22 protein-coding genes are annotated in these 25,060 nt (G+C 65.6%); 9 read left to right on the plus strand and 13 right to left on the minus strand.

Features of this window, described 5'->3' with window-relative positions:
* Nucleotides 1–113 precede the first annotated feature (113 nt).
* Complete coding sequence (locus tag AB0313_RS07015) at nt 114–329, plus strand: helix-turn-helix domain-containing protein (protein WP_141942257.1); 216 nt, start codon at nt 114–116, stop codon at nt 327–329.
* Between the two features lie 45 nt (nt 330–374).
* Here AB0313_RS07015 and AB0313_RS07020 read toward each other — a convergent pair whose 3' ends face one another.
* Nucleotides 375–965, minus strand: a complete 591-nt coding sequence (locus AB0313_RS07020) for a hypothetical protein (protein WP_366304497.1) — start codon at nt 963–965, stop codon at nt 375–377.
* 110 nt (nt 966–1,075) lie between these two features.
* Between AB0313_RS07020 and AB0313_RS07025 the strand changes: the two genes are divergently transcribed.
* Nucleotides 1,076–1,948, plus strand: coding sequence for a hypothetical protein (locus AB0313_RS07025; RefSeq protein ID WP_366304499.1), 873 nt, complete (start codon nt 1,076–1,078; stop codon nt 1,946–1,948).
* Between the two features lie 49 nt (nt 1,949–1,997).
* Nucleotides 1,998–2,495 (plus strand): Rv3235 family protein, encoded by a 498-nt coding sequence (locus tag AB0313_RS07030; RefSeq protein WP_307306776.1) that lies wholly within the window; start codon nt 1,998–2,000, stop codon nt 2,493–2,495.
* Nucleotides 2,496–2,623: 128 nt separating this feature from the next.
* Here the strand turns inward: AB0313_RS07030 and secA are convergent, their stop codons facing one another.
* From secA to mtrA, 7 genes are all read right to left on the minus strand, one after another.
* Nucleotides 2,624–5,365, minus strand: coding sequence for a preprotein translocase subunit SecA (secA, locus tag AB0313_RS07035; protein WP_366304501.1), 2,742 nt, complete (start codon nt 5,363–5,365; stop codon nt 2,624–2,626).
* A gap of 99 nt (nt 5,366–5,464) precedes the next feature.
* On the minus strand, nt 5,465–6,676 hold the full coding sequence (locus tag AB0313_RS07040; protein ID WP_366304503.1) for a crosslink repair DNA glycosylase YcaQ family protein: 1,212 nt from the start codon (nt 6,674–6,676) through the stop codon (nt 5,465–5,467).
* A gap of 30 nt (nt 6,677–6,706) precedes the next feature.
* Complete coding sequence (gene raiA, locus AB0313_RS07045) at nt 6,707–7,432, minus strand: ribosome-associated translation inhibitor RaiA (protein WP_141942267.1); 726 nt, start codon at nt 7,430–7,432, stop codon at nt 6,707–6,709.
* A gap of 144 nt (nt 7,433–7,576) precedes the next feature.
* Nucleotides 7,577–8,467: a phosphoribosyltransferase family protein gene (locus tag AB0313_RS07050; RefSeq protein WP_366304506.1), complete on the minus strand. Its 891-nt coding sequence runs from the start codon at nt 8,465–8,467 to the stop codon at nt 7,577–7,579.
* Nucleotides 8,468–8,646: 179 nt separating this feature from the next.
* The gene (locus AB0313_RS07055; RefSeq protein ID WP_307306763.1) at nt 8,647–10,362 is read right to left on the minus strand and encodes an LpqB family beta-propeller domain-containing protein; all 1,716 of its coding nucleotides are present in this window, start codon (nt 10,360–10,362) and stop codon (nt 8,647–8,649) included.
* Nucleotides 10,359–12,335: an MtrAB system histidine kinase MtrB gene (mtrB, locus tag AB0313_RS07060; RefSeq protein WP_307306761.1), complete on the minus strand. Its 1,977-nt coding sequence runs from the start codon at nt 12,333–12,335 to the stop codon at nt 10,359–10,361. The genes AB0313_RS07055 and mtrB overlap by 4 nt, the downstream gene beginning before the upstream one ends.
* On the minus strand, nt 12,307–12,981 hold the full coding sequence (mtrA, locus tag AB0313_RS07065; protein WP_141942272.1) for an MtrAB system response regulator MtrA: 675 nt from the start codon (nt 12,979–12,981) through the stop codon (nt 12,307–12,309). Before mtrA ends, mtrB begins: the two co-directional genes overlap by 29 nt.
* A 168-nt stretch (nt 12,982–13,149) precedes the next feature.
* On the opposite strand from mtrA, the gene AB0313_RS07070 reads away from it, so the two are divergent.
* From AB0313_RS07070 to AB0313_RS07095, 6 genes are read left to right on the plus strand one after another with little or no spacing between them, the layout of a single operon-like run.
* Entirely contained in the window at nt 13,150–14,631 is a 1,482-nt protein-coding gene (locus AB0313_RS07070) for a hypothetical protein (RefSeq protein ID WP_366304509.1), read from the plus strand.
* Nucleotides 14,621–15,259: a DUF4129 domain-containing protein gene (locus tag AB0313_RS07075; RefSeq protein ID WP_366304511.1), complete on the plus strand. Its 639-nt coding sequence runs from the start codon at nt 14,621–14,623 to the stop codon at nt 15,257–15,259. The genes AB0313_RS07070 and AB0313_RS07075 overlap by 11 nt, the downstream gene beginning before the upstream one ends.
* A complete protein-coding gene (locus tag AB0313_RS07080; RefSeq protein ID WP_366304513.1) occupies nt 15,256–16,461 on the plus strand; it encodes a DUF4350 domain-containing protein in 1,206 nt (401 codons plus the stop codon). The genes AB0313_RS07075 and AB0313_RS07080 overlap by 4 nt, the downstream gene beginning before the upstream one ends.
* Nucleotides 16,458–17,471 (plus strand): MoxR family ATPase, encoded by a 1,014-nt coding sequence (locus AB0313_RS07085; RefSeq protein ID WP_366304515.1) that lies wholly within the window; start codon nt 16,458–16,460, stop codon nt 17,469–17,471. Before AB0313_RS07080 ends, AB0313_RS07085 begins: the two co-directional genes overlap by 4 nt.
* Nucleotides 17,471–18,763, plus strand: a complete 1,293-nt coding sequence (locus AB0313_RS07090) for a DUF58 domain-containing protein (RefSeq protein ID WP_366304517.1) — start codon at nt 17,471–17,473, stop codon at nt 18,761–18,763. The genes AB0313_RS07085 and AB0313_RS07090 overlap by 1 nt, the downstream gene beginning before the upstream one ends.
* Nucleotides 18,764–18,809: 46 nt before the next feature.
* Nucleotides 18,810–19,523 carry a DUF4166 domain-containing protein gene (locus AB0313_RS07095; RefSeq protein WP_141942280.1) on the plus strand — a complete coding sequence of 238 codons (714 nt, stop codon included), beginning with the start codon at nt 18,810–18,812 and terminating at the stop codon, nt 19,521–19,523.
* 3 nt (nt 19,524–19,526) lie between these two features.
* Here AB0313_RS07095 and AB0313_RS07100 read toward each other — a convergent pair whose 3' ends face one another.
* From AB0313_RS07100 to AB0313_RS07120, 5 genes are all read right to left on the minus strand, one after another.
* Entirely contained in the window at nt 19,527–20,540 is a 1,014-nt protein-coding gene (locus tag AB0313_RS07100) for a hypothetical protein (protein WP_307306864.1), read from the minus strand.
* A 68-nt stretch (nt 20,541–20,608) separates the two neighbouring features.
* A complete protein-coding gene (locus AB0313_RS07105) occupies nt 20,609–21,016 on the minus strand; it encodes a chorismate mutase (protein ID WP_043450675.1) in 408 nt (135 codons plus the stop codon).
* A gap of 101 nt (nt 21,017–21,117) precedes the next feature.
* Nucleotides 21,118–22,833 carry an ABC transporter ATP-binding protein gene (locus tag AB0313_RS07110; RefSeq protein WP_141942282.1) on the minus strand — a complete coding sequence of 572 codons (1,716 nt, stop codon included), beginning with the start codon at nt 22,831–22,833 and terminating at the stop codon, nt 21,118–21,120.
* Nucleotides 22,830–23,855 (minus strand): ABC transporter permease, encoded by a 1,026-nt coding sequence (locus tag AB0313_RS07115; protein ID WP_141942283.1) that lies wholly within the window; start codon nt 23,853–23,855, stop codon nt 22,830–22,832. The genes AB0313_RS07110 and AB0313_RS07115 overlap by 4 nt, the downstream gene beginning before the upstream one ends.
* Nucleotide 23,856: 1 nt before the next feature.
* Complete coding sequence (locus AB0313_RS07120) at nt 23,857–24,948, minus strand: ABC transporter permease (RefSeq protein WP_141942285.1); 1,092 nt, start codon at nt 24,946–24,948, stop codon at nt 23,857–23,859.
* Between the last annotated feature and the right edge of the window lie 112 nt (nt 24,949–25,060).

The raw sequence follows: 25,060 nt of genomic DNA on the forward strand, positions 1-25,060 counted from the left end.
GCCGGACTCCTCATTCTCACCGCAAGGCACCTGGAACAAAAGTCATTTTCCAAAATGCCGCCAAACTGTGGATAACAGCCGCAAAGTCTGCCACTTGATGGCAAAATGGGTTCATGCCAAGGTTTCTCACGCTCGCGGACGTCGCTGAGCAACTCCAGATCAACTCCCCTGCGGCGTACGCCTTGGTACGCAGCGGCGAGCTGAAAGCCATCCAGGTGGGTGGCAGGGGGCAATGGCGCGTTGAGGAGAAAATGCTCGAGCAGTACATCGAGGAGCGCTATGCCGAGGCCAGCCGCATGATTCAGCAATCGCGTTCCAAGTCCGGTTAGCGGGACCGGCTTACAAGGCCCGATACCCGCGGCCTTCAAGAGCTATCAGCTGGAGCGGGACCTAATCATGACCAGGGCGGCGAAAGGAATCGCCGAAACCTGGCTCACGCTGTTCCTCCGGCGGTCTTCCCCTGGAATCACCGACGCGAGGTCAATATAGTCCTTCCCCACACGGTCTATGACACCGGCCAGACGCACCGGCCCCCCGCTTCCCGCTGTTGTGACTGAGATCTCTGCCCTGTCCCGGGCGAGGCACCTCAGCGAGTGGGCCAGCCCAATGGCACGGCGCACCCCAGAATCTTCCTGAAGGGTATATCTGCCGAGGCCCACATACCGCGCCGCGGCAGCGTAGGGAATAAGCACTTGGTGCGGCCCCTCGTCAAGGACCAGCGCATCAGCGCCCGCATGCGTAAGTTCCCCGTGAGCCGACTCTCCACAGAGGAGATGGACGGCGATCCGGAAACCGACAGCCGCACGCAGCCTGTCTTCGAGCGACAGACCCACCATCTCTGCCCTGGCCCGCTCGTTGATTTCGCTGTCGAGCGCCAGCCGGTCGGCCTCCGCGAACTGGCCTTCCATGTCATGAAAGAGAGCATCCCAGCGCATCCGGCCAGCGTAGGGCGGCTTGCCCTGCACGTCAACGCGCCAAGACTTTTTCAGTCCAACGTATGGACAAATCCTCCTGGTTCGAACCAAAATGCTGCTATCAGCATCAAACGGTATTAAATTGCATCAAAGGAGAAGACGTGGCGCGTTCGACGGCAGGAAAAGGACCTGATGTCGCGATGGCGCTGGCCCTTCTGATGCTCGGCCTTGTGCTGTGCACACTCGGAGCCGGCCTGCTCGCTCAATGGCAGGACTCCGCTGCCCGTCACCAGGACACGTCAGCGGATGTCCTCCTCGCAGCGGCAGCCGCGGCCGCCGGCATCAGCATCCTCCTTTGGTGGACGGTTTCGGTCCTCGGTGCAGGAGCAGCTGTTGTGCTCGATCACCTGGGACGGCGGCAGGCCGCGGCGGCTGCGCGCAGGTTCTCTCCCGCATTCATGCAGCGGGCTGTAGTTGCTGCACTCTCTATCCAGCTGGTGACAGGCGTGGCGGCGAATGCCTCGGCCACGGCACCAGGGCCGCAGTGGATGCCAACGCATGCGCAATCGCTCCCAGCTTCCGTCACCTCTCCACCGGCCCCAGTCACGCCGTCCCCCACAGTGGACGACAACCTGACCGCTGCTGCAGTACCAACACCGTCGGAGCCGACCCAGGAAGCGTTAACAAGCCCTGCAGCCGCAGGGCCGGTGATGAAGCTGGGCGGCCAATTGTCCATATCCGCAGTCGATCCCGGTTGGCAGCCTGTTCCTCCGTTGGTGGAGCAGGGACTGTTGGCGGGACCTGAAAGCAGAAGCCTTCCCGCGACTGGCACGGGAGGCAAGGCGCAGTTTGTGACTGTGTTGGCCGGCGACACTCTGTGGGACATCGTGGCCTGCTTCCTCGGACCAGAGGCCTCGGAAGTGGATATCGCACTGGAATGGCCGCGATGGTACGCCGCGAACCGCGCGCTGATCGGCGGTAGCCCGGATGTCCTGCTTCCCGGCCAAGTTCTTCAGGCGCCCGAAGGTTCATAGCCGGTCTCGATCCAGGCCATCCATCTACCAATCAACCCAGGGGGAAACAATGACCGCAGTTACACCTGTCCGTACCGTTCCGGGGCCGGCCAACACCACTCAAGACGGCAGAAGGGGCACCGCAGGGACGGGGACATCTCCGGCGAAGCCGGCAGGGCAGTCCCCCGCCCGGCATCCGTCGCTGAGGCCGGTAAGTGAGGTCACTGAGGTGCGGGCGATAGCGCGGGGCACGGTCCAGGCCTCCATGGAGGTCCTGGTGGGGATACGTCCCGCCCACCAGCTGGCACGGCGCCTCGACCCACAGTGCTTGGCATCGCTGCAGCACCGCGCCGCATTGATAAGGCGGGAAATCACCAGGACAGGAAATCCTGCGTTGGTCAGGCTCCACCGCAATTCGACAGTGCGCTCCGTGCGGGTGTGCGAAGTGGCCGAAGGGATTTACGAGGCAAGTGCCGTAGTGGTGGATGACGTGCGCGCCCGTGCCGTTGCGCTCCGGCTCGAGCGCACTAAGCAGGTGTGGCGGGTAGTCGAACTCGTCATCGGCTGACCCGCGGAAGATGGCGGGGGCAGCCGAAGGGACGAAAAGTACCGACAAGAGGGCAAAAGACAGGCAGGGACGCGTCCGTCCCTGCCTGTCTTTTGCCCGCCACGGCGCGGCAGCCTCCGGCTGCAGTCCTAGCGCTTCTTTTTCTTCGCCGGGCGTTTGGCGGCATCCTGGGCAGCTGCCTTGGCCGGGTTGCCCGAGCGTCCGCCCCCGGCCCGCGTCTCCACGCGGGTCTGGGTTTGGCCACTCTCGCTGGGAGCCGTGTACTGCAGTTGCGCGGGTTTCTCGGGCGCCTCAAGACCGGCGGCGTGAACCTGTGGGTCCACGTGCTCGGTGTGGCCGCCTGCAGCATCCGGCACCACGACGTCCTGGGCGGGAGTTACTTCCACCTCAAGGTTGAAGAGGAATCCGACGCTTTCCTCCCGGATCGCTTCCATCATGCTCTGGAACATGGCGAAACCTTCGCGCTGGTACTCCACCAAGGGATCGCGTTGGGCCATGGCGCGCAGCCCGATGCCCTCCTTGAGGTAATCCATCTCGTAAAGATGTTCCTGCCACTTACGTCCAATGACGGAAAGGACCACGCGGCGCTCAAGCTCCCGCATGCTTTCGGAACCAATTGCGTCTTCACGGGCCTGGTACTGCAGGCGGGCATCGGAGAGGATCTCTTCCTTCAGCAACTCCACAGTGACCCTGGATTTGCCTCCCGCCTCTTCGATAACGTCTTCGGCTGTAACGCTGACCGGGTAAAGCGTCTTAAGGTTCGTCCAAAGCTGGTGGAAGTCCCAGTCATCGCCGTTCCCTTCCGCGGTGGCCGCGTCGATAAGGGCAGTAATGGTGTCCTCCACGAAGAACTGCACCTTTTCGTGCAGGTCATCGCCCTCCAGGATGCGGCGCCGGTCACTGTAGATGGCTTCGCGCTGGCGGTTGAGGACGTCGTCGTACTTCAGCACATTCTTGCGCTGCTCGGCGTTGCGGCCCTCCACCTGTCCCTGGGCGGAGGCAATGGCCCGGGATACGAGTTTTGATTCCAGCGCCACGTCGTCCGGGACGGAGCTGTTCATCAGCCTTTCCGCCGCTCCGGAGTTGAAAAGCCGCATAAGGTCATCGGTCAGGGAGAGGTAAAACCTTGACTCGCCGGGGTCACCCTGGCGGCCGGAGCGGCCGCGGAGCTGGTTATCGATGCGGCGGGACTCGTGGCGCTCGGTGCCCAGGACGTAAAGACCCCCGAGGTCCAGGACTTCCTCGTGTTCATCCTTCACCGACTGCTTGGCTGCCTCGAGGGCGGCCGGCCACGCGGCTTCGTATTCGTCGGAGTTCTCTTCCGGGTCCAGCCCGCGCTTGGCCAGTTCGGCGACGGCCGTGAATTCGGCGTTGCCGCCCAGCATGATGTCGGTGCCGCGGCCGGCCATGTTCGTGGCCACGGTGACAGCGCCCTTCCGGCCGGCCTGCGCCACGATGGCAGCTTCCCGGGCATGGTTCTTGGCGTTCAGGACCTCGTGGCGGATGCCTTCCTTGGCGAGCAGTTTGGAGAGGTATTCGCTCTTCTCCACGCTGGTGGTGCCCACGAGGACGGGCTGGCCTTTTTCATGCCGTTCGGCGATGTCCCGCACCACGGCGTCGAACTTCACAACTTCGTTCTTGAAGACAAGGTCCGGCTGGTCGATCCGCTGCATGTCACGGTTGGTGGGGATGGCCACCACGCCCAGCTTGTAGGTGCTCATGAACTCGGCCGCCTCAGTCTCGGCGGTACCCGTCATGCCCGAAAGCTTGCTGTACATACGGAAGTAGTTCTGCAGGGTCACGGTAGCCAGGGTCTGGTTTTCCGCTTTGATCTCGACGCCTTCCTTGGCCTCGATCGCCTGGTGCATGCCTTCGTTGTAGCGCCGTCCGGCCAGGATGCGGCCGGTGTGCTCATCGACAATCAGGACCTCGCCGTCCAGGATGACGTAGTCCTTGTCCCGCTTGAAGAGTTCCTTGGCCTTGATGGCGTTATTGAGGAATCCGATCAGGGGGGTGTTTGCGGACTCGTAGAGGTTGGAGATGCCGAGGTAGTCCTCAACCTTTTCGATCCCGCTCTCCAGGACGCCCACGGTGCGCTTCTTCTCGTCCACCTCGTAGTCCTTCTCCGGCTCCAGCCGCAGGACCACTTTGGCGAATTCGCTGTACCAGCGGTTGGTGTCCCCCTGCGCCGGTCCGGAGATGATCAGCGGCGTGCGTGCTTCATCGATAAGGATGGAGTCAACTTCATCGACGATGGCGAAGTTGTGGCCGCGCTGGACGAGTTCGGTCCGGTCCCAGGCCATGTTGTCGCGCAGATAGTCGAAACCGAACTCATTGTTGGTGCCGTACGTGATGTCGGCGGCGTATTGCTGGCGGCGAACGGCCGGATCCTGGTTTGCGAGGATGACACCGCTGGTCAGGCCGAGGAAACGGTAAACCCGGCCCATGAGCTCGGACTGGTATTCGGCAAGGTAGTCATTGACCGTGACGACGTGGACACCTTTGCCGGTGAGGGCGTTCAGGTAGGCGGGAGCGGTCGCCACCAGGGTCTTGCCTTCACCGGTTTTCATTTCGGCGATGTTGCCCAGGTGCAGGGCAGCGCCACCCATCAGCTGGACGTCGAAGTGGCGCATGCCAAGAGTCCGGGAGGACGCTTCGCGCACGGCGGCAAATGCCTCCGGCAGCAGGTCATCAAGTTTCTCGCCGTCCTGGTGGCGGGCACGCAGGCGGTCGGTTTCCTCACGAAGCTCCGCGTCCGTGAAAGTTTTGAACGAGTCTTCGAGGGCGTTGATGGAGTCGGCATAGTTTCTCAGCTGCCGGAGTGTTTTCTTGTCACCCGTGCGGAGAATTTTTTCGATAAGTGATGCCACGTGAAGATGCTCCCAGTCTGATGCCGCCGAATTCTGGCGTGTTCAGTCTACGGGAGAGACACGGAGGCGGAGCCCCTTTTCCCTGAGAGCGGATACTCCCTACAAACGTGCCACCTCATGCGCCAGCACCGCTGCGAGATCCCCTGCGTGGCCCACATCCACCCCGGGCAGTCCAAGCCATCGCGCCATCAGCTTCAGCTCGACGGCGAGTTCGACGGCGGTATCCGCCGGCGCATCCGGCTCGGCGAAGGCTGACCTGACCAGCAGCCGTCCCCCTGCCCGGTCCGCTTTGAGGTCCACCCTGGCCACGATCCTGTCACGCAGCAGAAAGGGCAGGACATAGTACCCAAAGCGCCGTTTGGGCTCCGGTGTGTAAATTTCGATCCGGTAGTGGAAGCCGAACAGTTCCCACAGCCGGCGGCGCTCAAAGACCAGGGAGTCGAACGGGCTTAGCAAGGCGCGTCCGGTGGCACGCCTCGGCAGTACCGCATCCGTGTGCCGGAAGAGCGTCCGGCCCCAGCCGGCGACCTCGACAGGTTCGAGACTTCCCTGCCTCACCAGGTGCTCAACGGCCAGTGCCGTTGCCTTGACCGGCGTCCGGAAATAGTCGGCGAAACAGCGGACGCTTCCGATCCCGTGCGCGCGGGCGGCAGCATCGGTCAACCGCTGGAGTGCTGCCGTGGGGTCCGCTTGCTCCCCGGGAAGGGCGTGGGCTGGAAGGACTTTCGAGGCCAGTGTGTACCTGCGTTCGAATTGCCCGGTCCTGGATGCGGCAGAGACCACTCCTTCTTCAAAGAGGTGTTCCAATACCCGTTTCACGGCGTTCCAGTTCCATCCCCAGTTGGCCACTTGTTTATCCTCGACGTGGCCAATGCGTGCGGTGAGTTCTGAAGCGGTCAGGGGCCGGGAACGGGCGAGGACCGCCAGGATCCTGTCCGCCACATCCTCCCGGAGTCCGGGGTCCAGCCGGGAGGCGCCCACCCACGGTCTCTTCTGCCACGGAAGCAGGTCCTGGTAGTGCTCCGGCCGGATATAGCTCGCTTCGTGCGCCCAGTACTCAAGCATGCGGCGCGGGTGGCTGGCGGACATGCGGTGCAGGATGTCGCGATCGTAGTCGCCCAAACGTGAGTAGAAGGGCAGGAAATGGCTGCGGACTAAAACGTTGACGGAATCGATCTGGACGAGTTGAAGACGGGCAAAAGTACGGCCCACCGTCCGTGCAGTGACGGGGCCGGTGGGCCGTTCTTTATGGAGTCCCTGCGCCGCCAGCGCGATCCGCCGTGCCTGGTCAAGGCTCAGCATTGCCGGCATTCAGACCTCTCTGGCGGTGGCTGGTCAACTCTAAGCGTTGGCGGGAGCGTCATCGGAGCGGTAGGCCAAGACCTTTTCCTCCACGACGGTGTCTCCCGGCTCACATTCGTGGTCCAGGGTGATGACTCCGTAGGTCCAGCCGCGGCGACGGTACACCACCGACGGCGTGTTGGTTGCCTTGTCCATGAAGAGATAGAAGTCGTGGCCGACGAGCTCCATGTTGTCTACAGCATCGTCGAGTGTCATGGAAGCAGCGGGAAAAACCTTACGGCGGATCAGCACCGGCGAGTTACCGGCCGGGATGTCATTTTCGACGTCGTAAGGGGACTTTTCCTCCGGCGGCTGCCCGGTTTCACTCCACCGGTTGGCCTCAAGGTACAGCGGCTCGTGGGCGCTGGCTGGTTCAAGGGAAGCGGTTGCTTCGCGGACAGCCTTTGGGGTGTGGCGGCCGTGGTGGACCTTCTTGCGGTCCTTGGCCCGCCTGAGCCGCTCAAGCAGTTTGTTGTAGGCGAGGTCAAAGGCGGCAAACTTGTCTGCGGCGCTCGCTTCGGCACGGATTACGGGACCACGGCCCAGGACGGTAACCTCAACGGTCAACTGGTCGCCGGTTTGCCGCGTATTGGTCTCCTTGGAAACTTTTGCGTCCACCCGCTGGATCTTGTCACCCAGGGATTCGATTTTCGCGATCTTTTCCCCGGCGTACTCGCGGAACCGGTCTGAAACCGTCAGATTTCGTCCGCTGATCATAAACTCCATGGTGCCCTCCAAATGACTTCGGTGACACGACGGCGGCGCTTCCTTGGGCCGGGCTGCCTGACAGTCGAGCCCCTCTCCGAGCCGCCATCGAAAGGTACATTCTGTTCTTGGTACCCACCTCAGACGTTAGTTCATAGCCACCCGTTATTCATCCTTTCCCGGTTTATTTTTTTCTGAGACGTGGTGGTCACCGCGCACTCCCGCGTCTGCGGCGTCACGGGCAGTGGCATCGGGCGGGCGTGTCGCCGCAAGCACGACGGCGCCCCTTACCAGGGCACCTTCGCGGTGAAGCGCACGGGCAGCTTCGCCAAGAGTCGCACCGGTGGTCAGGACATCGTCGATGATGAGGCAGGGCCGCCCTGCGACCTCTGTCCGGGCCCTCGGTTTGACCTTCATGGACCCCCGGACCCGCTGTGAGCGCGCTCCCCTCCCCAGGCCCTTTTGGCCGGCCGGCCCGTTGTGCCCGCCGGGCAGCCCATGACCGGAAACGGAAATCTTGCCCAGGGCATCCGCAACATTGAAACCCGGGAGCTGCCGCGCGGCCACCTTCAATAGCAGGTGGACAGGGCTGAAGCCCCTGCTGACGTAGGCCGCTGTGCTGGTGGGGACGGGGACCAGCAGGACTCCGTGACCCGCGGGAGCAGCCGACCTGACTGCTGAGGCCAATACACGGCCAAGGCTTGAGCCAAGCTGATGCTGTCCGTGCCGTTTGAAAGACAGCAGTGCCTGTGCCAGCTCGTCGCGGTACACACCCGCTGCCACCACGGGCAGCAGCACTGCCCCGGCAACGTCCATGAGGGCAGGAGCCCCGCTTTCTGCACGGAAAGGGTTCCTGGCCAGCTGGCGGATGCGGCTGGCGCAGGACGGGCAAAGCGTGCGGTCTTCCGCCCCGCAGCAGACGCAGTCCGCCGGGACCGCCAAGGCAAGGAGGTCGTCCGCGGCGCCGGCCAGCCACTCGAGAATGCGCAGGGATGCCGCCGTCTGTTCAGCCCGGTGCAGTGCCACGGGGGGTACCGGTGCAAGGTCTGGATCCACTAACGGATCCCTCGGTACCCGCCACCGGTGGAACCGCGTCTGCGCAATTTGGTCTTCATGGTCCCACTATCGAGCAGACGCCAGGCTACCGGCCTGCCCGGGGGCAGCCATGTGGAAAACCCCGCCTGGAAGGACGATGACGCATCACACGTACGCAGGCTGCTCCAGTGCCCCGAAGCTCAGCCTGCGAACGCCGGGTCGAGCGGGCCCTTGATCTGCGGCGACCAGCCGTTGCCGAGGCGTTGGAAGATCCCTTCCCCGGACTGCACATAGATGTCGTCGGTGCCGTTTCCGCCGCTGATGGCAACCAGGCCGGGCCAGGGCGCGAGCTGTTGCGGCTGCCCTGAGGTGAAGGACAACAGCTCCGGCGTGACGTTGGAACCCGCCGCGGCTTTCATGACGGCAACAGTAGTGCCGTTCACCCAGACCCCTTGGTCAGGATCGCCGTCGGCAACCAGGGTGATGGGAGCGGTCAGCTCACGCGGTGTGCCGTCTCCGGCCCGGATTATGCCCGTTACCTGCACTTTGGACTTTCCGTCCTGTTCCGAAATCACCAGGGCGCGCACGCCATCACGTGACACGCGGAACTCCTTCACCGTGCGGCCCGCAAGCCAGGAAGGTGCCAGGGTGACGGACGGAACGGCTGCGCCCTCCGCCACGCCGGTGGGATGGAACGACACCACTTCGGTGGCACCGGTAGCGCCGGGGCCCGCCGTCCACACCCAGTCGTTGACGCTGAAGGAGGGCCGGCTGAGGGTGCTGCGGGTGGTCAGGGCCCGGGCAGGCTGGCCCGGGCTGATGCTGTACAGGGTGGTCCTGCCGTCATTGAGGAAAGCCGCGGCCTGCGACACAGGCGATTCCGCAGGGTACCGGGGATTGAGCGCGGACACCGACTGCATGTCCGGCAACGGCGAGACACGGTTGTTTTCGTAGCGGACCAGTTCGTTGCCGCTGATGGCTATTTGGCGCGACGGCACCGTCTTGTCCAGCACGGGGGGAAGAACAGATCCGTTGTCCTCAACCCTGACCAGGTCCTGGTTGGCCCTCAACTCCACGTTGACGACGTCGGGCTGGCTGCGGAACGTCAGGGTCAGCTGCATCTGCATGCGCAGCCGGTCCTCGGCAGAGGTCTCGGTCAGTTCCTTTGCCGTGAGGTCCACCTGGGCCGCACCGGAGACAACGGGCACGGATTCCCTGGCGAGTTTGATACCGGAGGGGAAGGCACTGGCGACGGCGCCGCGCAGATAGGGAGCCGGGCCGGCCAGCAGCGCGCTGGTCATGGCTTTGACGGTCTTGTTCTTCAGGAACCAGCGGACATCGGGTATGGCGTAGGTGAACGTGGGATCGTAAAAGTAGATGGGGTAGGCACCGTAGATGACCTTGAATGTTTCCTCAGCGATGGCGGTTCCGTCCGGGATGGCGGATATCCGCCACTCCCCGTCCACCTGGGTCACAGTCACGGGAATTCGTTCGACGGTTCCCGGGGGCGACTGGGTGGCGATGCCGTCGGCGTCCACGGTGTAGGAGACGTCCAGCTCATAATTGAAGACGTTTTCCGTGCCCGTGGGAACGACGCGTGCCTCGCGGTACACCAGGGCGCGCTTGTCAGGCTTCCAGGACACGGCCGATGCCTGCGTCAGGTACTGGCGGGCCACCGCGTAGTCGTCTTCGTAGCCGCTGCCCGCGCGGTAAAAGTAGTCGATGATGGTCTCAGGCGACGCGCCCGGCTGCGGCGCCGCCGGAAGGAACACTGGAGCACTGACGTTGCCGGCGCTGCTTTCGCTGCTTTTCCCTACCGGCCCGGAAGTGGGAATGCGGGCACAGCCAGAGAGTAGGACGGCCAGCAGCGCGAGCAGTCCCGCAAGATACCTGGCGCGGCGCCGTGTGGCCCTCATGGTGTCTCCTCGGACGCCTGCGGCGGAGCGGGAGTGGCTCCCCCGGCCTGCAGCACCAGCATGTTTCTGTTGCCCTCTTCCGCCGGGATACTGCCCGGTGCTCCCGGGGTGGTGACGTCTTTGGGTTCCAGTTGCAGGGGCGGCTCGGAGATCCCGTCCTCCTGGCGCAGCGGGAGCGTCAGGCGGAAGTTGGCCCCATCGCCTTTCCTTCCCCAGGCCTGCAGCCAGCCGTGGTGCAGCTTGGTGTCTTCCATGGCAATCGACAGGCCCAGGCCGCTGCCGCCCGTCGTCCGGGCACGCGCAGGATCTGCCCGCCAGAACCTGTCGAAGACGCGGGCAGCCTGGGCCTGGTCCAGCCCGATCCCATGGTCCCGGACCGCGACGGCCACGGCAGTCTCGTTGGCGGCAACCGTGACGGTCACCGGCTTGCCCTCACCGTGCTCCACAGCGTTCAGGATCAGGTTCCGCAGAATCCTGTCGATCCGCCGGGCGTCCATTTCCACGATCATGGAACCCTCGGGAGCGGTGTAGAGGATCTCCGAACCATACTCGGCAGCAACGGGTGCCGCGCCCTCAATGACATGGGCGATCACCTGGAGCAGGTCCTCGGGCTCAGCGTCCAGCACCGCAACGCCGGCATCGAAGCGGCTGATCTCCAGGAGGTCGGAGAGCAAAGACTGGAACCGCTCCACCTGGTTGTAGAGCAGTTCTGCGGACCGCTTGTTGATCGGGTCGAAATCGTCACGTGCGTCGTACAGGACTTCTGCTGCCATGCGGACTGTGGTGAGCGGTGTCCGCAGCTCGTGCGAGACATCGGAGACGAAGCGCTGCTGCATCTGCGAGAGCGTTGCCAGCTGGGTGATTTGTTCCTGCAGGCTGGCCGCCATGTGGTTGAAGGAAGCTCCCAGGCGTGCCACTTCGTCCTCGCCCCGGACCACCATGCGCTCCTGAAGCTGCCCGGCTGCCAGCTTCTCGGACACCATCGCAGCGTGGCTGACCGGGCTGACCACGTTCCGGGTGACGTACCAGGCCACGGCACCGATCAGGAGGACCAGCACGGCACCACCGGCCCAGAGGACACTTTGGATTTCGTTGAGGGTTTGCTGTGCGGTGTTGAGATCGTAGATCAGGTAAAGCTCGTAAACGGTGCCGTTGAACGTCACCTTGTTCCCGACCGCGATTCCCGGCCGGTCCTCTGTCCCCACCGGGATAACGGTGGATGCCCAGTACTGGTCCTTGCCCGATTCCTGGACCGCCTTCCGCAGGTCGGCCGGGATGACGCTTACGGTCAGTTGGTCGGAGGCGCGGGATTCCACCCAGCGGTTTCGCGGCTTGGTCTGGTTGGGCATCGCTTCGAAGACATAGCGTCTCTGGATTACGGAGCCCCTGCCTTCCACGGCGCTTAGCGTGTCTGAAACCAGGGTAATGACGCTGGACTGGTCGGTGACCTGGGCGCCGTCAAACGTGTCCTGCACCTGCTTGACGTTGTAACGGGTCTCCGACTCCGCCTGGGTGAGCCGCTCCTGGAAGAGGTTGTTGGCAATCTGGTTGGACAGGTAGGCGCCAACGACGGCGAATGAGGTCACTGCGAGCATCAGGGTGGTCAGGACTGTCCGGAACTGCAGCGAACGGCGCCAGCGCTTTTGCAGGGCCCGGCCGAGGTACCGAAGCCCTGGGAGGAACCGCACGACACCGGTGCGCACCAACCTGACGACGCGCAGGGTCACGATAAGGGCGCGCCGCCGCCAGATACCTGCCCGGAACGCAACATGCCTCAGTCCGGGGGCCAAGCCGTCACCGTGACCGCCCGTTCCGTGGCCGGTGCCGTCCTGTGGGCTGCTGTCCCCCTCGGCGCCATCCAGGGCCCCGCTACCGGGGTTCAGGCCGGTGTCCGCTGGATGCGGGGTTGTGCGCCGGACCGGTTCCCCGTCCTGCGCAGCGGAGTCAGACCCCTGCTTTGTAGCCGACACCACGCACCGTCAATACAACTTCCGGGGCTTCCGGGTCCTGCTCAATCTTGGACCGCAGGCGCTGGACATGGACGTTGACCAGCCGCGTATCGGCAGCATGGCGGTAGCCCCATACCTGCTCCAGCAACAGTTCACGGGTGAAGACCTGCCAGGGCTTGCGGGCGAGCGCCACGAGGAGGTCGAATTCCAGTGGGGTCAGGGAGATGCGGTCATTGCCCCGGCTGACGGTATGCCCCGCGACGTCGATGGTGATGTCTGCGATCTTGAGTGTTTCAGGTGCCTTCTGGTCGCCGGGACGGAGGCGGGCACGGACGCGTGCCACCAGTTCGGCAGGCTTGAAAGGTTTCGGCACGTAGTCGTCGGCACCGGACTCCAGGCCGCGGACGACGTCCGAGGTATCGGACTTGGCGGTCAGCATGACGATGGGCACATCTGACTCCCCGCGGATCTGCCGGCATACCTCGATGCCGTCCATACCGGGAAGCATGAGGTCGAGCAGGACCAGGTCGGGCCGCGACGAGCGGAAAACGTCCAGGGCCTGGGCGCCGTCGGCGCAAAAGACCGGCTCGAAGCCGTCATTACGGAGGACAATTCCAATCATCTCGGCCAGCGCTTCGTCATCATCTACCACCAGAATGCGTGCCTTCATAGCTATATATTCCCTTATCGGGATGGGTTTGTCCTGTTGAGCGGCCTCTGGCATGGCGCGGTACTAGGCCGTCCGACGCCGGAACTATAGTCTTGGGGTCATGTTCCGCTGTGCCGGTGGCGCCTTTCGGCGGCCGGGGCAAGCGGACAGATATTGGGGGAGGAAACAGTGTCACAAGAGCAGCCGGGGCCCGAAGAGCCCACGCAGGAACGGGCGGCAGGCGCCAAGGACGCCCGCTCCGCCTATGGCGCCGGAGGCGGCCCGGACGTGCCGCCTCCCGCAACCCCTGGGCGGGAAGTGCCATGGACGCCGCCGGGCGGAAACGCATCGCAGCAAGGCCCCTGGGAGCAGCAGGCGTGGCAGCAGCAGCGGCCGCCGGGGCCGGCCGCCGGGCAACAACCCCCGCAGCCTCCGCACGCAAACAGCCCGTACCCCGGGGCGCCATATCCGGGAACCCCATACGGCGGTCACGCCTACGGGGCACACCAAATCAACGGAGCCCCCTACGGCGGCCCTCCCAAAAACGGTTCACCGTATCCCGGCCCACAGTATGGCGCCCCATTCCCGGCCCAGCCCCGCTACGTCGCTCCACCAAAGCCCGGGATCATCCCGTTGCGGCCACTGCTGTTCGGAGAAGTCCTGGACGGTTCCTTCCAGGCGATCAGGCGCAACGCCAAGGCCATTCTCGGCGCGGGCCTGCTGGCCCAGGCCCTGTCGGCCATCCTCGCAGCGGTGTTGACGGGATTCATCGCCACATCATCGGGGTCCGTGGAGTCGTGGGCGGCGACGGCCGGCAGAACCGGCACCGGTTCCCCAGGGATAGGGTCACTCGGAATCGGGCTGATGGTCGGCCTGGCCCTCCTGTCCCTACTGTCCGTATTCATTTCCGCTGTCCTCCAGGGCGCCATGGTGGTTCCCGTGGCCCGGTCCGTGCTTAACAGGCCCACCGGTTTCCGGCGCATGCTGTCACTGGCGCGCCCAAGGATTGGCGCGCTGATCGGGCTGGCGGCACTGCTGGTCGCAGCGGCAATGGCCGCGGTCATGCTGTTTTTCCTGGTCATCGTCCTCGTGTTCTCCAATGTCCGCGGTGTGGCCACGCTGCTGGTCGTTCCTCTCATGCTTGCCTTCTCTGCCATGTTCCTGTGGGTGGCAATCAAGATGGTGGTGGCGCCCGCCGCCGTCGTGATCGAAGAACTGGGTGCTTTTGCCGCCGTCCGCCGCTCCTGGGAGCTGACCCGCGGCAACTGGTGGCGGATTTTCGGCATCAGCCTGGTGGTTGCCATCCTGGTCGGCGTGATCACCCAGGTCGTCCTGATCCCGGCAAGCATCCTGCCTGCAATCCTGTCCGGGGTGGTCTCGCCGCACGGAGGCAGCGGACGGGATGCCGGAATGGCTGTGGCCATGGGGATCATCACCGCTGTCATCGGCGCCCTGCTGGGTGCAGTGGGCTATGCGTTCCAGACGTCCGTCATGGCGCTTCTCTACATGGACCTGCGGATGCGCAAGGACGGACTGGACATTGAACTGCTGCGCGAACTGGAGACCGGGGCGGATCCTGGCGGGGTCCCAGGCCGGGGACCCCACGCCGCCGGCAGCACGCCTTACCCCGGATACGTAACGCCGCCAGGGGCATGGCCACATGGCCGCTGAACCTCCGGTACTTCCGGGCGCCGGAGAGGCCCGTCGCTGGGCAGCGGAGGAACTGGCCAAACCCGAGTACCGTGACGCGGCCCCGTCCTGGCTCGACACGCTGTGGCAGAACTTCCTGGACTGGCTGCGGTCGCTGGACGGCTCCGGAGGCGACGCTGCCTCGGTCCCCAGCCCCGTCATCGCCCTCGTCATTGCCGTGATCATCGCAGCCGCCGTCATCCTGGCCCGTCCCCGCCTGAATGCACGTGCACGAAGGGCACAGGACGTCTTCGCAAGGGAAACGGCACTGACTGCCGCGGACTACCGGAACCGCGCCGAGGCCGCGGCCTCGGCAGGGAGGTGGGGGGACGCCGTCGTCGACCGATTCCGCGCCATGGTCCGCAGCGCTGAGGACCGCGCCATCCTGGACCCCCAGGCGGGGCGGACTGCTGATGAGGCGGCGCGGGCACTGTCCGTTCCTTTCCGCGCCGAGGCCCTGCGGCTGGCCCGGGCAGCCGCAACCTTCGACGGCATCCGTTACGGGAACAAGGCAGCGGACAGCCCCGATTACCAGGAGATGGTGGCGCTTGACGGAACACTGGATGCCCTGAGGGCCGCCTCCACCGGCAGCGCCGTGCCGATGCCATGACGGGGACTGCCGGGGCGGACACGCACCCTGTTGACGAAGAGGGGCGGTCCGCCGGGCCGCACCCCAAGCGACGCACCTTCACCGCCTGGTTACGGCGACACCGCAGCGCCGCCGCGGCCGGCGCTGCGGTGGCCGCGGCGCTGGCCCTCATCGTCGGCACGCAGCTCGCGCCCAAAGGTGACTCGGTTCCCCTCTCCGTCCACAACGCGGGCCCGGGTGGCGCGAAGGCCGTGGCCGAAATCCTCGGCCGGCATGGTGTCTCGGTGCACACCCCCAACCGCTTTGACACAGCGCTGGAGGACCTGCGGGCCAGTTCCTCCCCTACCCTGCTGCTCTATGACCGCAACGGCATCCTGGGTGAGCCGCAACTGGCAGCCCTGATGGCGGCCGCGCACCGTGTGGTGGTGGTCTCGCCCAGGTTGGAGACCCTCACCGGCCTTGACCACGGCATTCGCCAGGCCGGCGTGGTCCCCGATGCCTTCCCCATCCTGGACCCCGGATGCGCCCTGCCGGACGCGGAGGCAGCGGGGCAAGTCACCGGCCAGGGCGGATACGTGTACGACGGCGGGACGTCCTGCTACCGCGCTGCAGGAACCGCCGGAATGCTCGCCGTCAGCAGCGACGGACGCCTGGCTGTGCTGGGCAGCACAGAGGTCCTGGGCAACGACAAGCTGGACGAACTGGGAAATGCCGCGCTGGGAATCCGGATGCTCGGTGCGTCGCCGGACCTCGTCTGGTACCTGCCCTCACTGGAGGACGTCGCCGTGGGCGGCTCCCCGAAAACCCTCGACGACCTGGCGCCTGGCTGGGCCCGGTTCCTGGGTCCCTGGCTGCTGGTGGTGGCACTGGCGGCCATCGTGTGGAGGGGGCGGCGAAACGGCCCCCTGGTCTTTGAACCGTTGCCGGTTGTGGTCAAGGCCGTCGAGACGGCAGAGGGACGGGCACGGCTCTACCAGGACGGGCGCCCCATCGGACAAGCGCGCGACAATCTGCGGTCCGGGCTGCTGGTGCGGCTGGCCGTGAAGCTCAGGCTTGGCCCCGGCGCCACCGCCGAGGACATTATTGCCGCTGCTGCCCGGCTGCTCGGCAGGGACAGCGCGGAGGTCCGCATGCTGATCAACGAACGCCCCGCAACTGAACCGCGGCTGGTGGCCTGGTCCCAGGCCATGGACAAACTGGAGAAAGAGGTCATAGACCGATGAGTGAACAAAGCAGTGGGCCGGCAGTCCTGAATTCATTGGGTTCCAACAGCCCCCTGGACGACGACGGGGCACGCCAGGCGCTGCTGGCTGTCCGCCGGGAGGTGGCAAAGGCAGTGGTGGGACAGGATGCAACCGTCACCGGGCTCCTCATTGCCTTGCTTTCCCAGGGGCACGTGCTGCTGGAAGGCGTCCCCGGCGTAGCCAAGACCCTGCTGGTCCGGGCCCTCTCCGCCGCGCTGAGCCTGGACACGAAGAGGGTGCAGTTCACCCCGGACCTCATGCCGGGCGATGTCACCGGTTCGTTGGTCTACGACTCTCGCACGTCCGAGTTCACCTTTCGGGAGGGCCCTGTTTTCACCAATCTCCTGCTGGCCGACGAGATCAACCGCACCCCGCCAAAGACCCAGGCTTCACTCCTCGAAGCCATGGAAGAGCGCCAGGTGTCCGTCGACGGAGTGTCGCGGCGGCTGCCGGCGCCCTTCCTGGTGGCGGCCACCCAAAATCCGGTGGAGTACGAAGGGACCTATCCCCTGCCGGAGGCCCAGTTGGACAGGTTCCTACTGAAGCTCACCATGCCGCTGCCGGAACGGGGAGATGAGATTGAAGTTGTCCGCCGCCATGCCGCCGGCTTCGATCCCCGGGACCTTACGGCTGCGGGGGTAACCGCGGTCGCCGGCGGGGAGGACCTGGAGCGGGCACGGAAAGCGGTGACGCAGGTGGCCGTGGAGCCCGAGGTCATCGGATACATCGTGGACCTGGTGCGGGCAACCCGCGCCGCGCCCTCATTCCAGCTTGGTGTCTCTCCGCGCGGCGCCACCGCACTGCTTAATACCTCACGGTCCTGGGCGTGGCTCTCTGGCCGTGTGTTTGTCACCCCTGATGACGTCAAGGCCCTGGCGCTGCCCTGCCTTCGGCACCGGGTGGCCCTGCAGCCCGAAGCCCAGATGGACGGGGTGCGGGTGGATGACGTCCTGGCCAGCATCCTGGCCTCCGTTCCTGTTCCCCGCTGATGGCCATCTCGGGCCGTTACGTGGCACTGGTGCTGCTTGGCCTGGTGCCCGTGCTGCTGCTCCCGGGGTGGCCTACCGTACTGGCTACCGGCGCATTGCTTGTGGCCCTGCTGGCTGTAGACCTGCTGTTCGCCGGTTCCCTTCGCAGGGTCGGGGCCCTCCGTGCGGAACCGGAAAACGTGACGCTCAACAACGCGGTGGACGCCGTGCTCACGCTCCGTAATGGGGGCGCCCGCGCGGTCCGGGGAACGTTGCGCGATGGCTGGCAGCCCTCTGCCGGGGCGCAGAACGCGGTCCAGGACATCAACGTTCCGGCGGGCGAAAGCAGACGGTTCACGGTCAGGCTCCGGCCGGTCCGGCGGGGAGACCTTGCAGCTCACCACGTGACTCTTCGCTCGTTTGGTCCGCTGGGCCTGGCTGCCCGCCAGCGGACCATCGAATGCCCGGGCTCGGTGCGCGTCCTGCCGACATTCCATTCCCGGCGGCACCTGCCCTCAAAGCTGCGGAAACTCCGCGAACTCGATGGAAGGGCTGCGGTCCAGATCCGCGGGGCCGGTACCGAGTTCGATTCCCTGCGCGACTACGTCCGTGGCGATGACGTCCGGTCCATCGACTGGAGGGCCACGGCCCGGCGCTCAGCCACGGTAGTGCGCACATGGCGCCCCGAACGGGACCGGCGGGTGGTACTGGTCCTGGATACCTCCCGCACGTCCGCGGCGAGGATCGGTGACGAAACGCGCCTGGACACCGGACTCGAGGCTGCGCTCCTTGTGGCAGTCCTGGCAGAACGGGGCGGCGACCGTGTGGACTTCGTGGCCTTTGACCGCAGGACCCGGGCACGCGCCGGCTCGGCCGGGCAGGGCAGCATCCTGGCCCGGCTGGTCCAGGCCATGGCTCCCCTCAACGCGGAGCTGATCGAAATGGACTGGCCTGCAGTTCCGGCGCAGGTGCGCGCGGTCTCGGTGCACCGGTCACTCGTGGTGCTGTTGACGTCGTTGGACGGCGGGGCCCCGGAGGAGGGCCTTCTGCCCGTGGCGGAGCGGCTGGCCGGCCAGCACGTGGTGGTGGTGGCGGCCGTCCGTGACCCACAGCTGGGTACCATGCTCCGGGAGCGAAGCGACGCCACCGGGGTGTTCCGGGCCGCCGCCGCGGAACGGGCTCTCCTTCAACGGGCAGGGGTCATCGCCGAACTGCGGCGCTGCGGAGTGGAAGTGGTGGACGCCGAGCCGCAGGAGCTGCCGCCGCGGCTGGCGGACATGTACATCCGGCTCAAGGCAGCCGGTAAATTGTGAACCCACAGGCAATCAGCGCAGTCCCAGGCAACGAGAGGTCCACTTCATGAGCGTCCCGATCTACCAGCAGGCCCTGGGCACGGCGTTTTCCCAGCTGCAGCCCGAACTGCAGGAGTACTTCTCCCTGGCCCCGGGGTCAGGGCAGTACGGCGTAGGGGAAGGAACGTTCGACGTCGTGGGGTGCCGCCAGCGGTGGCTGCGCCCTTTGCTGCGGCTCACCGGGAGCGAGGAGGCCTTCTTTCCCGAGTACGGCGAGAACATACCCTTCCGCATCGAGAACCACGCCCATCAGGACCCGTTCGGCCGGTCCAGCCTTACAGCCCGCCGCGAGATTCGGTTCCCCGGCCGGACGCGGCTCTTCCAGGACACCACGAGTGCCAGCAACCGGGGCGGCCTGACGCAGTTGGTCGACTACGTGGGCCGGTACCGGCGCCTGGTGACGGACCTGAACCTGGGCGTTACGCCGGACGGCAGGCTGCGCGGAGTCTCGGAGGCGTCGCGGCTCTTCCTTGGACCGCTCCGGGTGCCGCTCCCGGAAGCCCTGGATGCCAAAGCCTACGCCGAGCAGTGGTGGGACCCGGCCGCTGGCCACAACGGTCGGCACCGTATCCAGGTCAAGGTCATCCAGCCACAGATTGGACTGGTCCTGGTGTATGCGGGGGCATTCGACTACCGGCTGCGCCCCTACACGGGCGGCAGTTCCGCCCAAAGCTACCTGCCCCGCTATGCGCAGCCTGAGCGGTGGGAAAACCGGGTCTAGCGCCTACCCCAGTGCCTGCTGGTTCAGGCCGTCGGCGACGTGCGTCAGCCTGCCCAGGACCGCCGTGGCCTGCGCCGGGGTAAGTCCGGCCAGTCCCGCAGAGGGCGTTACCCGCACGGCAGCGAGCAGCGAGGGCGGAAGGCCCAGCTGGCGCCAGGGACGCCATACGGAGTCCACGCAGTCGGCCACCTTGGGCAGCGGGCCCTTGGAGGATAGGTCCACCGCTCCGGCCCAAAACTGTTTTCCTGCCTCCATGGCTCCCGCCACCTGCTCCCACTGCCGGTTAGTCAGGGCTTTGAGCGGCAATGCCACGCCGTCCGCCCCTGCCGCCAGGGCCAGTTCGATGGGTGCCTCGATCTCGGGGAAGGCCAGCACTACCCCGGCTGCACCGGAGGAGCGAAGGGCGTCCAGGACCAGGCGCCAGGATTCGCGTACCTCTGATGCTGCCACCGCCCGAAGCGTGCGGTAGCCGCTCGCTGTGGGGATGGTCCCGCCAAGTACGGCGGCGATGGCCGGCTCATCCACCTGCACCACCACGCGGGTGCCCGGAACGGCGGCCGCCACCCGCGTGAGGAAGCCGGCCACGCCAGCAGAAAGGGAAGCAGCGAGATCCCGGCGGGCGCCGTAATCCAGCAGGGCCCGCTCTCCGTTGTGCAGGTAGAGGCCGGCCGCAAGGCTGAGCGGACCAACCAACTGCACTTTCAGTTCACCGGCGGACGCGTCCTCTGCCCCTGCAACATCTGCCAGGACGTTCAGGTCCGTGGCCAGGGCCGACGCCGCGCGGCGCATGTCCTTGCCGGGCCGGTCGACCAGCCGCCACCCATGGGGCTGGACGTCCACCGCGAGATCTTCCAGGAGCGACGCTGTGCGTCCCAGGGCATCGGAACCAACCCCGCGGTCCGGCAATTCCGCCAGGAACGGCAGGTGCGGGCTGCCGAGCTCCCCCCGGATGATCCGGGCGGCTTCCAGGGGGTCTTCCCCGGGCCAGGTTCCGAGGCCCGTGGCAGTTACCTGCAGGGGCGTGGCCTCCTTGGGCTGATGGGAGGCACTTAGAGGGGCGGACCCGGGCTGTTGCTGTTCCCGGCTCACGCCAGTGCGGAGGTCTGGGGCTGCTGGCCGGAGGAGGCCTGATGGTCCTCGGCGATGGCCTCATGGTGGCGGATCACTTCGCCGATGATGAAGTTGAGGAATTTTTCCGCGAACGCAGGGTCGAGGTGCGCGTCCTCCGCGAGGCGCCGCAGCCGTGCGATCTGCGCTGCCTCACGTCCCGGATCGCCGGCCGGCAGGCGGTGGGTTGCCTTCAGGAAGCCCACTTTTTGGGTCGCTTTGAAGCGCTCTGCCAGGAGGTACACCAAGGTGGCATCAATGTTGTCGATGCTGGAGCGGATGGACAGCAGTTCAGCCATCACCGAATCGTCCACGTGGCCTGCCAGGGAGCTGGCGGATGGATCAAAATCGTCGGAGCCAGGAGAGCTGGGGTTGTGCTGCGTCATGGCTCCAGTCTAGGGGAGCCGATCGAATAGCCGCGGGTGTTAAGCGCCGGTGCCGGGCCTGCCGGCACCGGCGCTCTCCACAGCATGGGATTCCTGCGGAATCAGGTCCCCAGGAGTGCGCGGTGCTCCTCCCTGCGTTTGGCCTGTTCGGCAGGGTCCGGCACCGGCAGGGAGGCAATCAGCCGCCGGGTGTAGTCATGCTGCGGGTTGCCCATGACCTGGCTGCCGATCCCCTGTTCCACCAGCTTCCCCTTGTACAGCACGCCCACCCAGGAGGACAGGATGTCCACCACGGCAAGGTCGTGGCTGATGAACAGGCAGCCGAACCCGAACTCCTCCTGGATGTCCCGGAACAGCTCCAGCACCTTTGCCTGCACCGAAACGTCCAGGGCCGACGTCGGCTCGTCCGCGATCAGCAGCCGGGGGTTCAGGCTGAGGGCGCGGGCCAGTGATGCCCGCTGCCGCTGTCCGCCGGACAGTTCGTGCGGGTACCGTCCTGCGTACGACGCCGGCAACTGGACTGATTCAAGCAGCTCACCGACGCGCTTGCGCGCCTGTGCTTCGCTGGGCCGGGTGTGGATGAGCATGGGCTCGGCAATACACTCGCCAATGGTCAGCTGCGGGTTGAAGGATGCGGCAGGGTCCTGGAAGACGAAGCCGATGTCTTTGCGCAGCGGTTTGAAAGTGCGTTCGCGAAGGTTCAGCATCTCGTAGCCCAGCACCTTGAGGCTGCCTCCCGTGGTGCGGTTTAGCCCGGCGATGGCCCGGCCAATCGTTGTTTTTCCGGAGCCGGACTCTCCCACCAGGCCAAATACCTCTCCCCTGGACAGGGTGAAGCTGACACCGTCCACGGCCTTGAACGCCGGCGTGCCGAGCCGCCCGGGATATTCGATCACCAGGTTGTCGGCAGCCACCAGTACCTCCTCATCCTGGTGCCGCCGCTCAGTGAGGCCTTCCGACGCCGAGTTGCGGCCGAGGTGGGGCACTGCAGCCAGCAGGTGCCGGGTGTAGTCCTGCCGGGGTTCGGCGAACAGTGTCTTCGATGTGGCTTCCTCCACGACATCGCCCTGGTACATCACCACCACCCGGTCCGCCAGGTCCGCCACGACGCCCATGTTGTGCGTGATGAGCACGATCGAGGTGCCGTATTTGTCCCGCAGGTCCCGGAGGAGTTCCAGGATTTCCGCCTGGACCGTGACGTCCAGGGCCGTGGTGGGCTCGTCCGCCACGATCAGGCCCGGGTTCAGCGCCAGGGCGGCGGCAATCACCACACGCTGCTTCTGGCCTCCTGAGAACTGGTGCGGATAATAGTTGACCCGGTGTTCGGGATCCGGGATCCCCACTTTGCGCAGCGCCTCAATGGCCCGGGCCTTGGCTTCCTTGGCGGACACCCGTCCCCCGCCGTTGGCTCCGGCGTGCGCACGGATCCCCTCCGCAATCTGCCATCCCACGGTGAACACGGGATTGAGGGCGGTGGAGGGCTCCTGGAACACCATGGCCACGTCCCGTCCGCGGATCTGGCGGAGCCGCCCCGGACTGAGGCTGATGACGTTGGTGCCGTTGATCAGCACGGCTCCCGAGCTTACGGCGGTCTCGGGGAGCAGCCCCAGGATGGTCTTTGCCGTGACCGTCTTGCCGGAGCCGGATTCGCCCACGATGGCCAGCACCTCGCCGGCTTTGACCTCCAGGCTGACATCCTTGACGGCGTACACGTCTCCCCCGTCGGTGGCGAAGGTGACCTTCAGGTGATCGATGTCCAGGACGGTTTTCCGGTCCTGGTCCTGCTGGTCGGACAGTGAACCGAGGTTTTCGCTCACGGGTTGCTCAATTCTGTTTCGGGGCCGGAACCGGCGCGAGTGCCCGGTGCGGCGGCAGCAGCTTTGCGGCCGGTCCGCTTCCGGCCGCGGAGACGCGGATCGTTCAAGTCGTTGATGCTTTCGCCCACCAGCGTCAGCCCGAGGACTGTCCAGACAATCGCGAGGCCCGGGAACAGCCCGGTCCACCAGATGCCTGAGGTGGTGTCCGCAAGCGCCTTGTTCAGGTCGAATCCCCACTCGGCCGCCGAGCTTGGTTCAATGCCGAAGCCAAGGAAGCCCAGGCCGGCCAGGGTCAGGATGGATTCGGAGGCGTTGAGGGTAAAGATCAGCGGCAGTGTGCGGGTGGCGTTCCGGTAGATGTGCCGGGTCATGATGCGGATGTTGGATGCGCCAACCACCTTGGCCGATTCGACGAAGGGCTCGGCCTTCAGCCGGATGGTCTCGGCGCGGATCACCCTGAAGTACTGCGGGATGAACACCACCGTGATGGAGATGGCGGCAGCCAGGATTCCGCCCAGCAGGCTGGACTGCCCGCCGCTGATGACGATCGCCATCACGATGGCCACCAGCAGCGACGGGAACGCGTAGATCGCGTCGGCGACGACCACCAGGATTCGGTCAAGCCAGCCGCCGATGTAGCCGCTGACCAGGCCGAGGATGACACCGGCGAAAATCGAGAGGACCACGGCCACGATGATGACCAGCAGTGCGGTCTGGGTACCCCAGATCACGCGTGAAAGGACGTCGTATCCGCCCACGGTGGTGCCCAGAAGGTGCTTGCCGCCGGGGGCCTGCTGGGTGGGGAAGTTGCCGTCGGCATCCGAGAGCTGCGCGAAGCCGTACGGCGCCAGCAGCGGAGCAGCCAATGCTGTGAGCAGGAAGATGCCGGTGAGGACGAGCCCCACCACCAGCATGAAGCGTTGCAGCCCGACGCTCTTATTGAAGTGGGAAACAACCGGCAGCCGCCGGAAGAAGGATGCCCGCGGGTTGGCCACGGGTTTCAGGGTGGTCTCGGCAGTCATGTCAGTACCTCACGCGGGGGTCGATCAGCGCGGCGATGATGTCCACGATGAAGTTGGTGACGGCGACGATGACGGCCAGCAGCACCACGATGCCCTGGACGGCGACGAAGTCGCGCGCCGTGAGGTAGTTGGCCAGCTGGAATCCGAGGCCTTTCCACTCAAAGGTTGTTTCGGTGAGCACGGCCCCGCCGAGCAGCACTGCGATCTGCAGGCCCATGACCGTGATGATGGGGATCAGCGCCGGCTTGTAGGCGTGCTTGGTCACCAGCCGATATTCGCTGACGCCGCGTGAGCGGCCTGCCTCGATGTAGTCCTTGCCGAGTGTGCCGATGACGTTGGTCCGGACCAGGCGCAGGAAGACCCCTGCCGTCAGGAGGCCAAGGGCCAGCGCCGGAAGGACGGCGTGGGACATCACGTCGCTGAGGGCAGCCATGTTGCCGCTGCGCAGGGCGTCCAGCCAGTAGATGCCGGTGGGGGCTTCCAGGGCTGTGAGTGACAGTTCGGTCCTGGTGCCGGCACGTCCGGCCACCGGGAGCCAGTGCAGCCACACCGAAAAGATGAGTTTGAGCAGCATTCCAGCAAAGAAGACAGGGGTGGCGTAGAACAGGATGGCCAGGATCCGGAGCACGGCGTCCGGCAGGTGGTCACGCCGGTGGGCGGCGATCATCCCCAAAGGGATGCCCACCACCAGGGCGACGATGATGGCGTTGATGGCCAGCTCCAGGGTGGCGGAGCCGTAGGTGGTCAGCATCTCGGTGACCTTGCGGTTGTCCGAGAGGGTGGTGCCAAAGTTGCCTGTAGCCAGCTGGCCCAGGTATTCGAAGTACTGCGCGAACAGGGGCCGGTCATAGCCGGCGGCGTGGATCCGTTCCTGCAGCTGGTCCGGGGGAAGCCGGCCGCCCATTGCGGCCGTGATGGGGTCGCCGGTGATCCGCATCAGGAAGAACACCATGGTGACGAGGATGAGGATGGTAGGGAAGATCAGCAGGAAGCGGACCAGGATGTACTGGCCCAGCCCTCCGCCTCCCTGCTTTTTCTTGGGCGGAAGGAGCGCGTCCGCGTCACTGGGTGGCGCGTCAATCAAAGTTGTCATCGGTACCTGGATTCGTGGTGACCGGGAGCCAGCAGTCCCCTCGATGCTGGCTGATGACCGGCAAAAGGCGGGACGCCGTTGCGGCGTCCCGCCTTTGGCCCGTCAGAGCCGG

This window comes from Pseudarthrobacter sp. NPDC080039 (assembly GCF_040702335.1).
Lineage (GTDB): Bacteria > Actinomycetota > Actinomycetes > Actinomycetales > Micrococcaceae > Arthrobacter > Arthrobacter enclensis_A.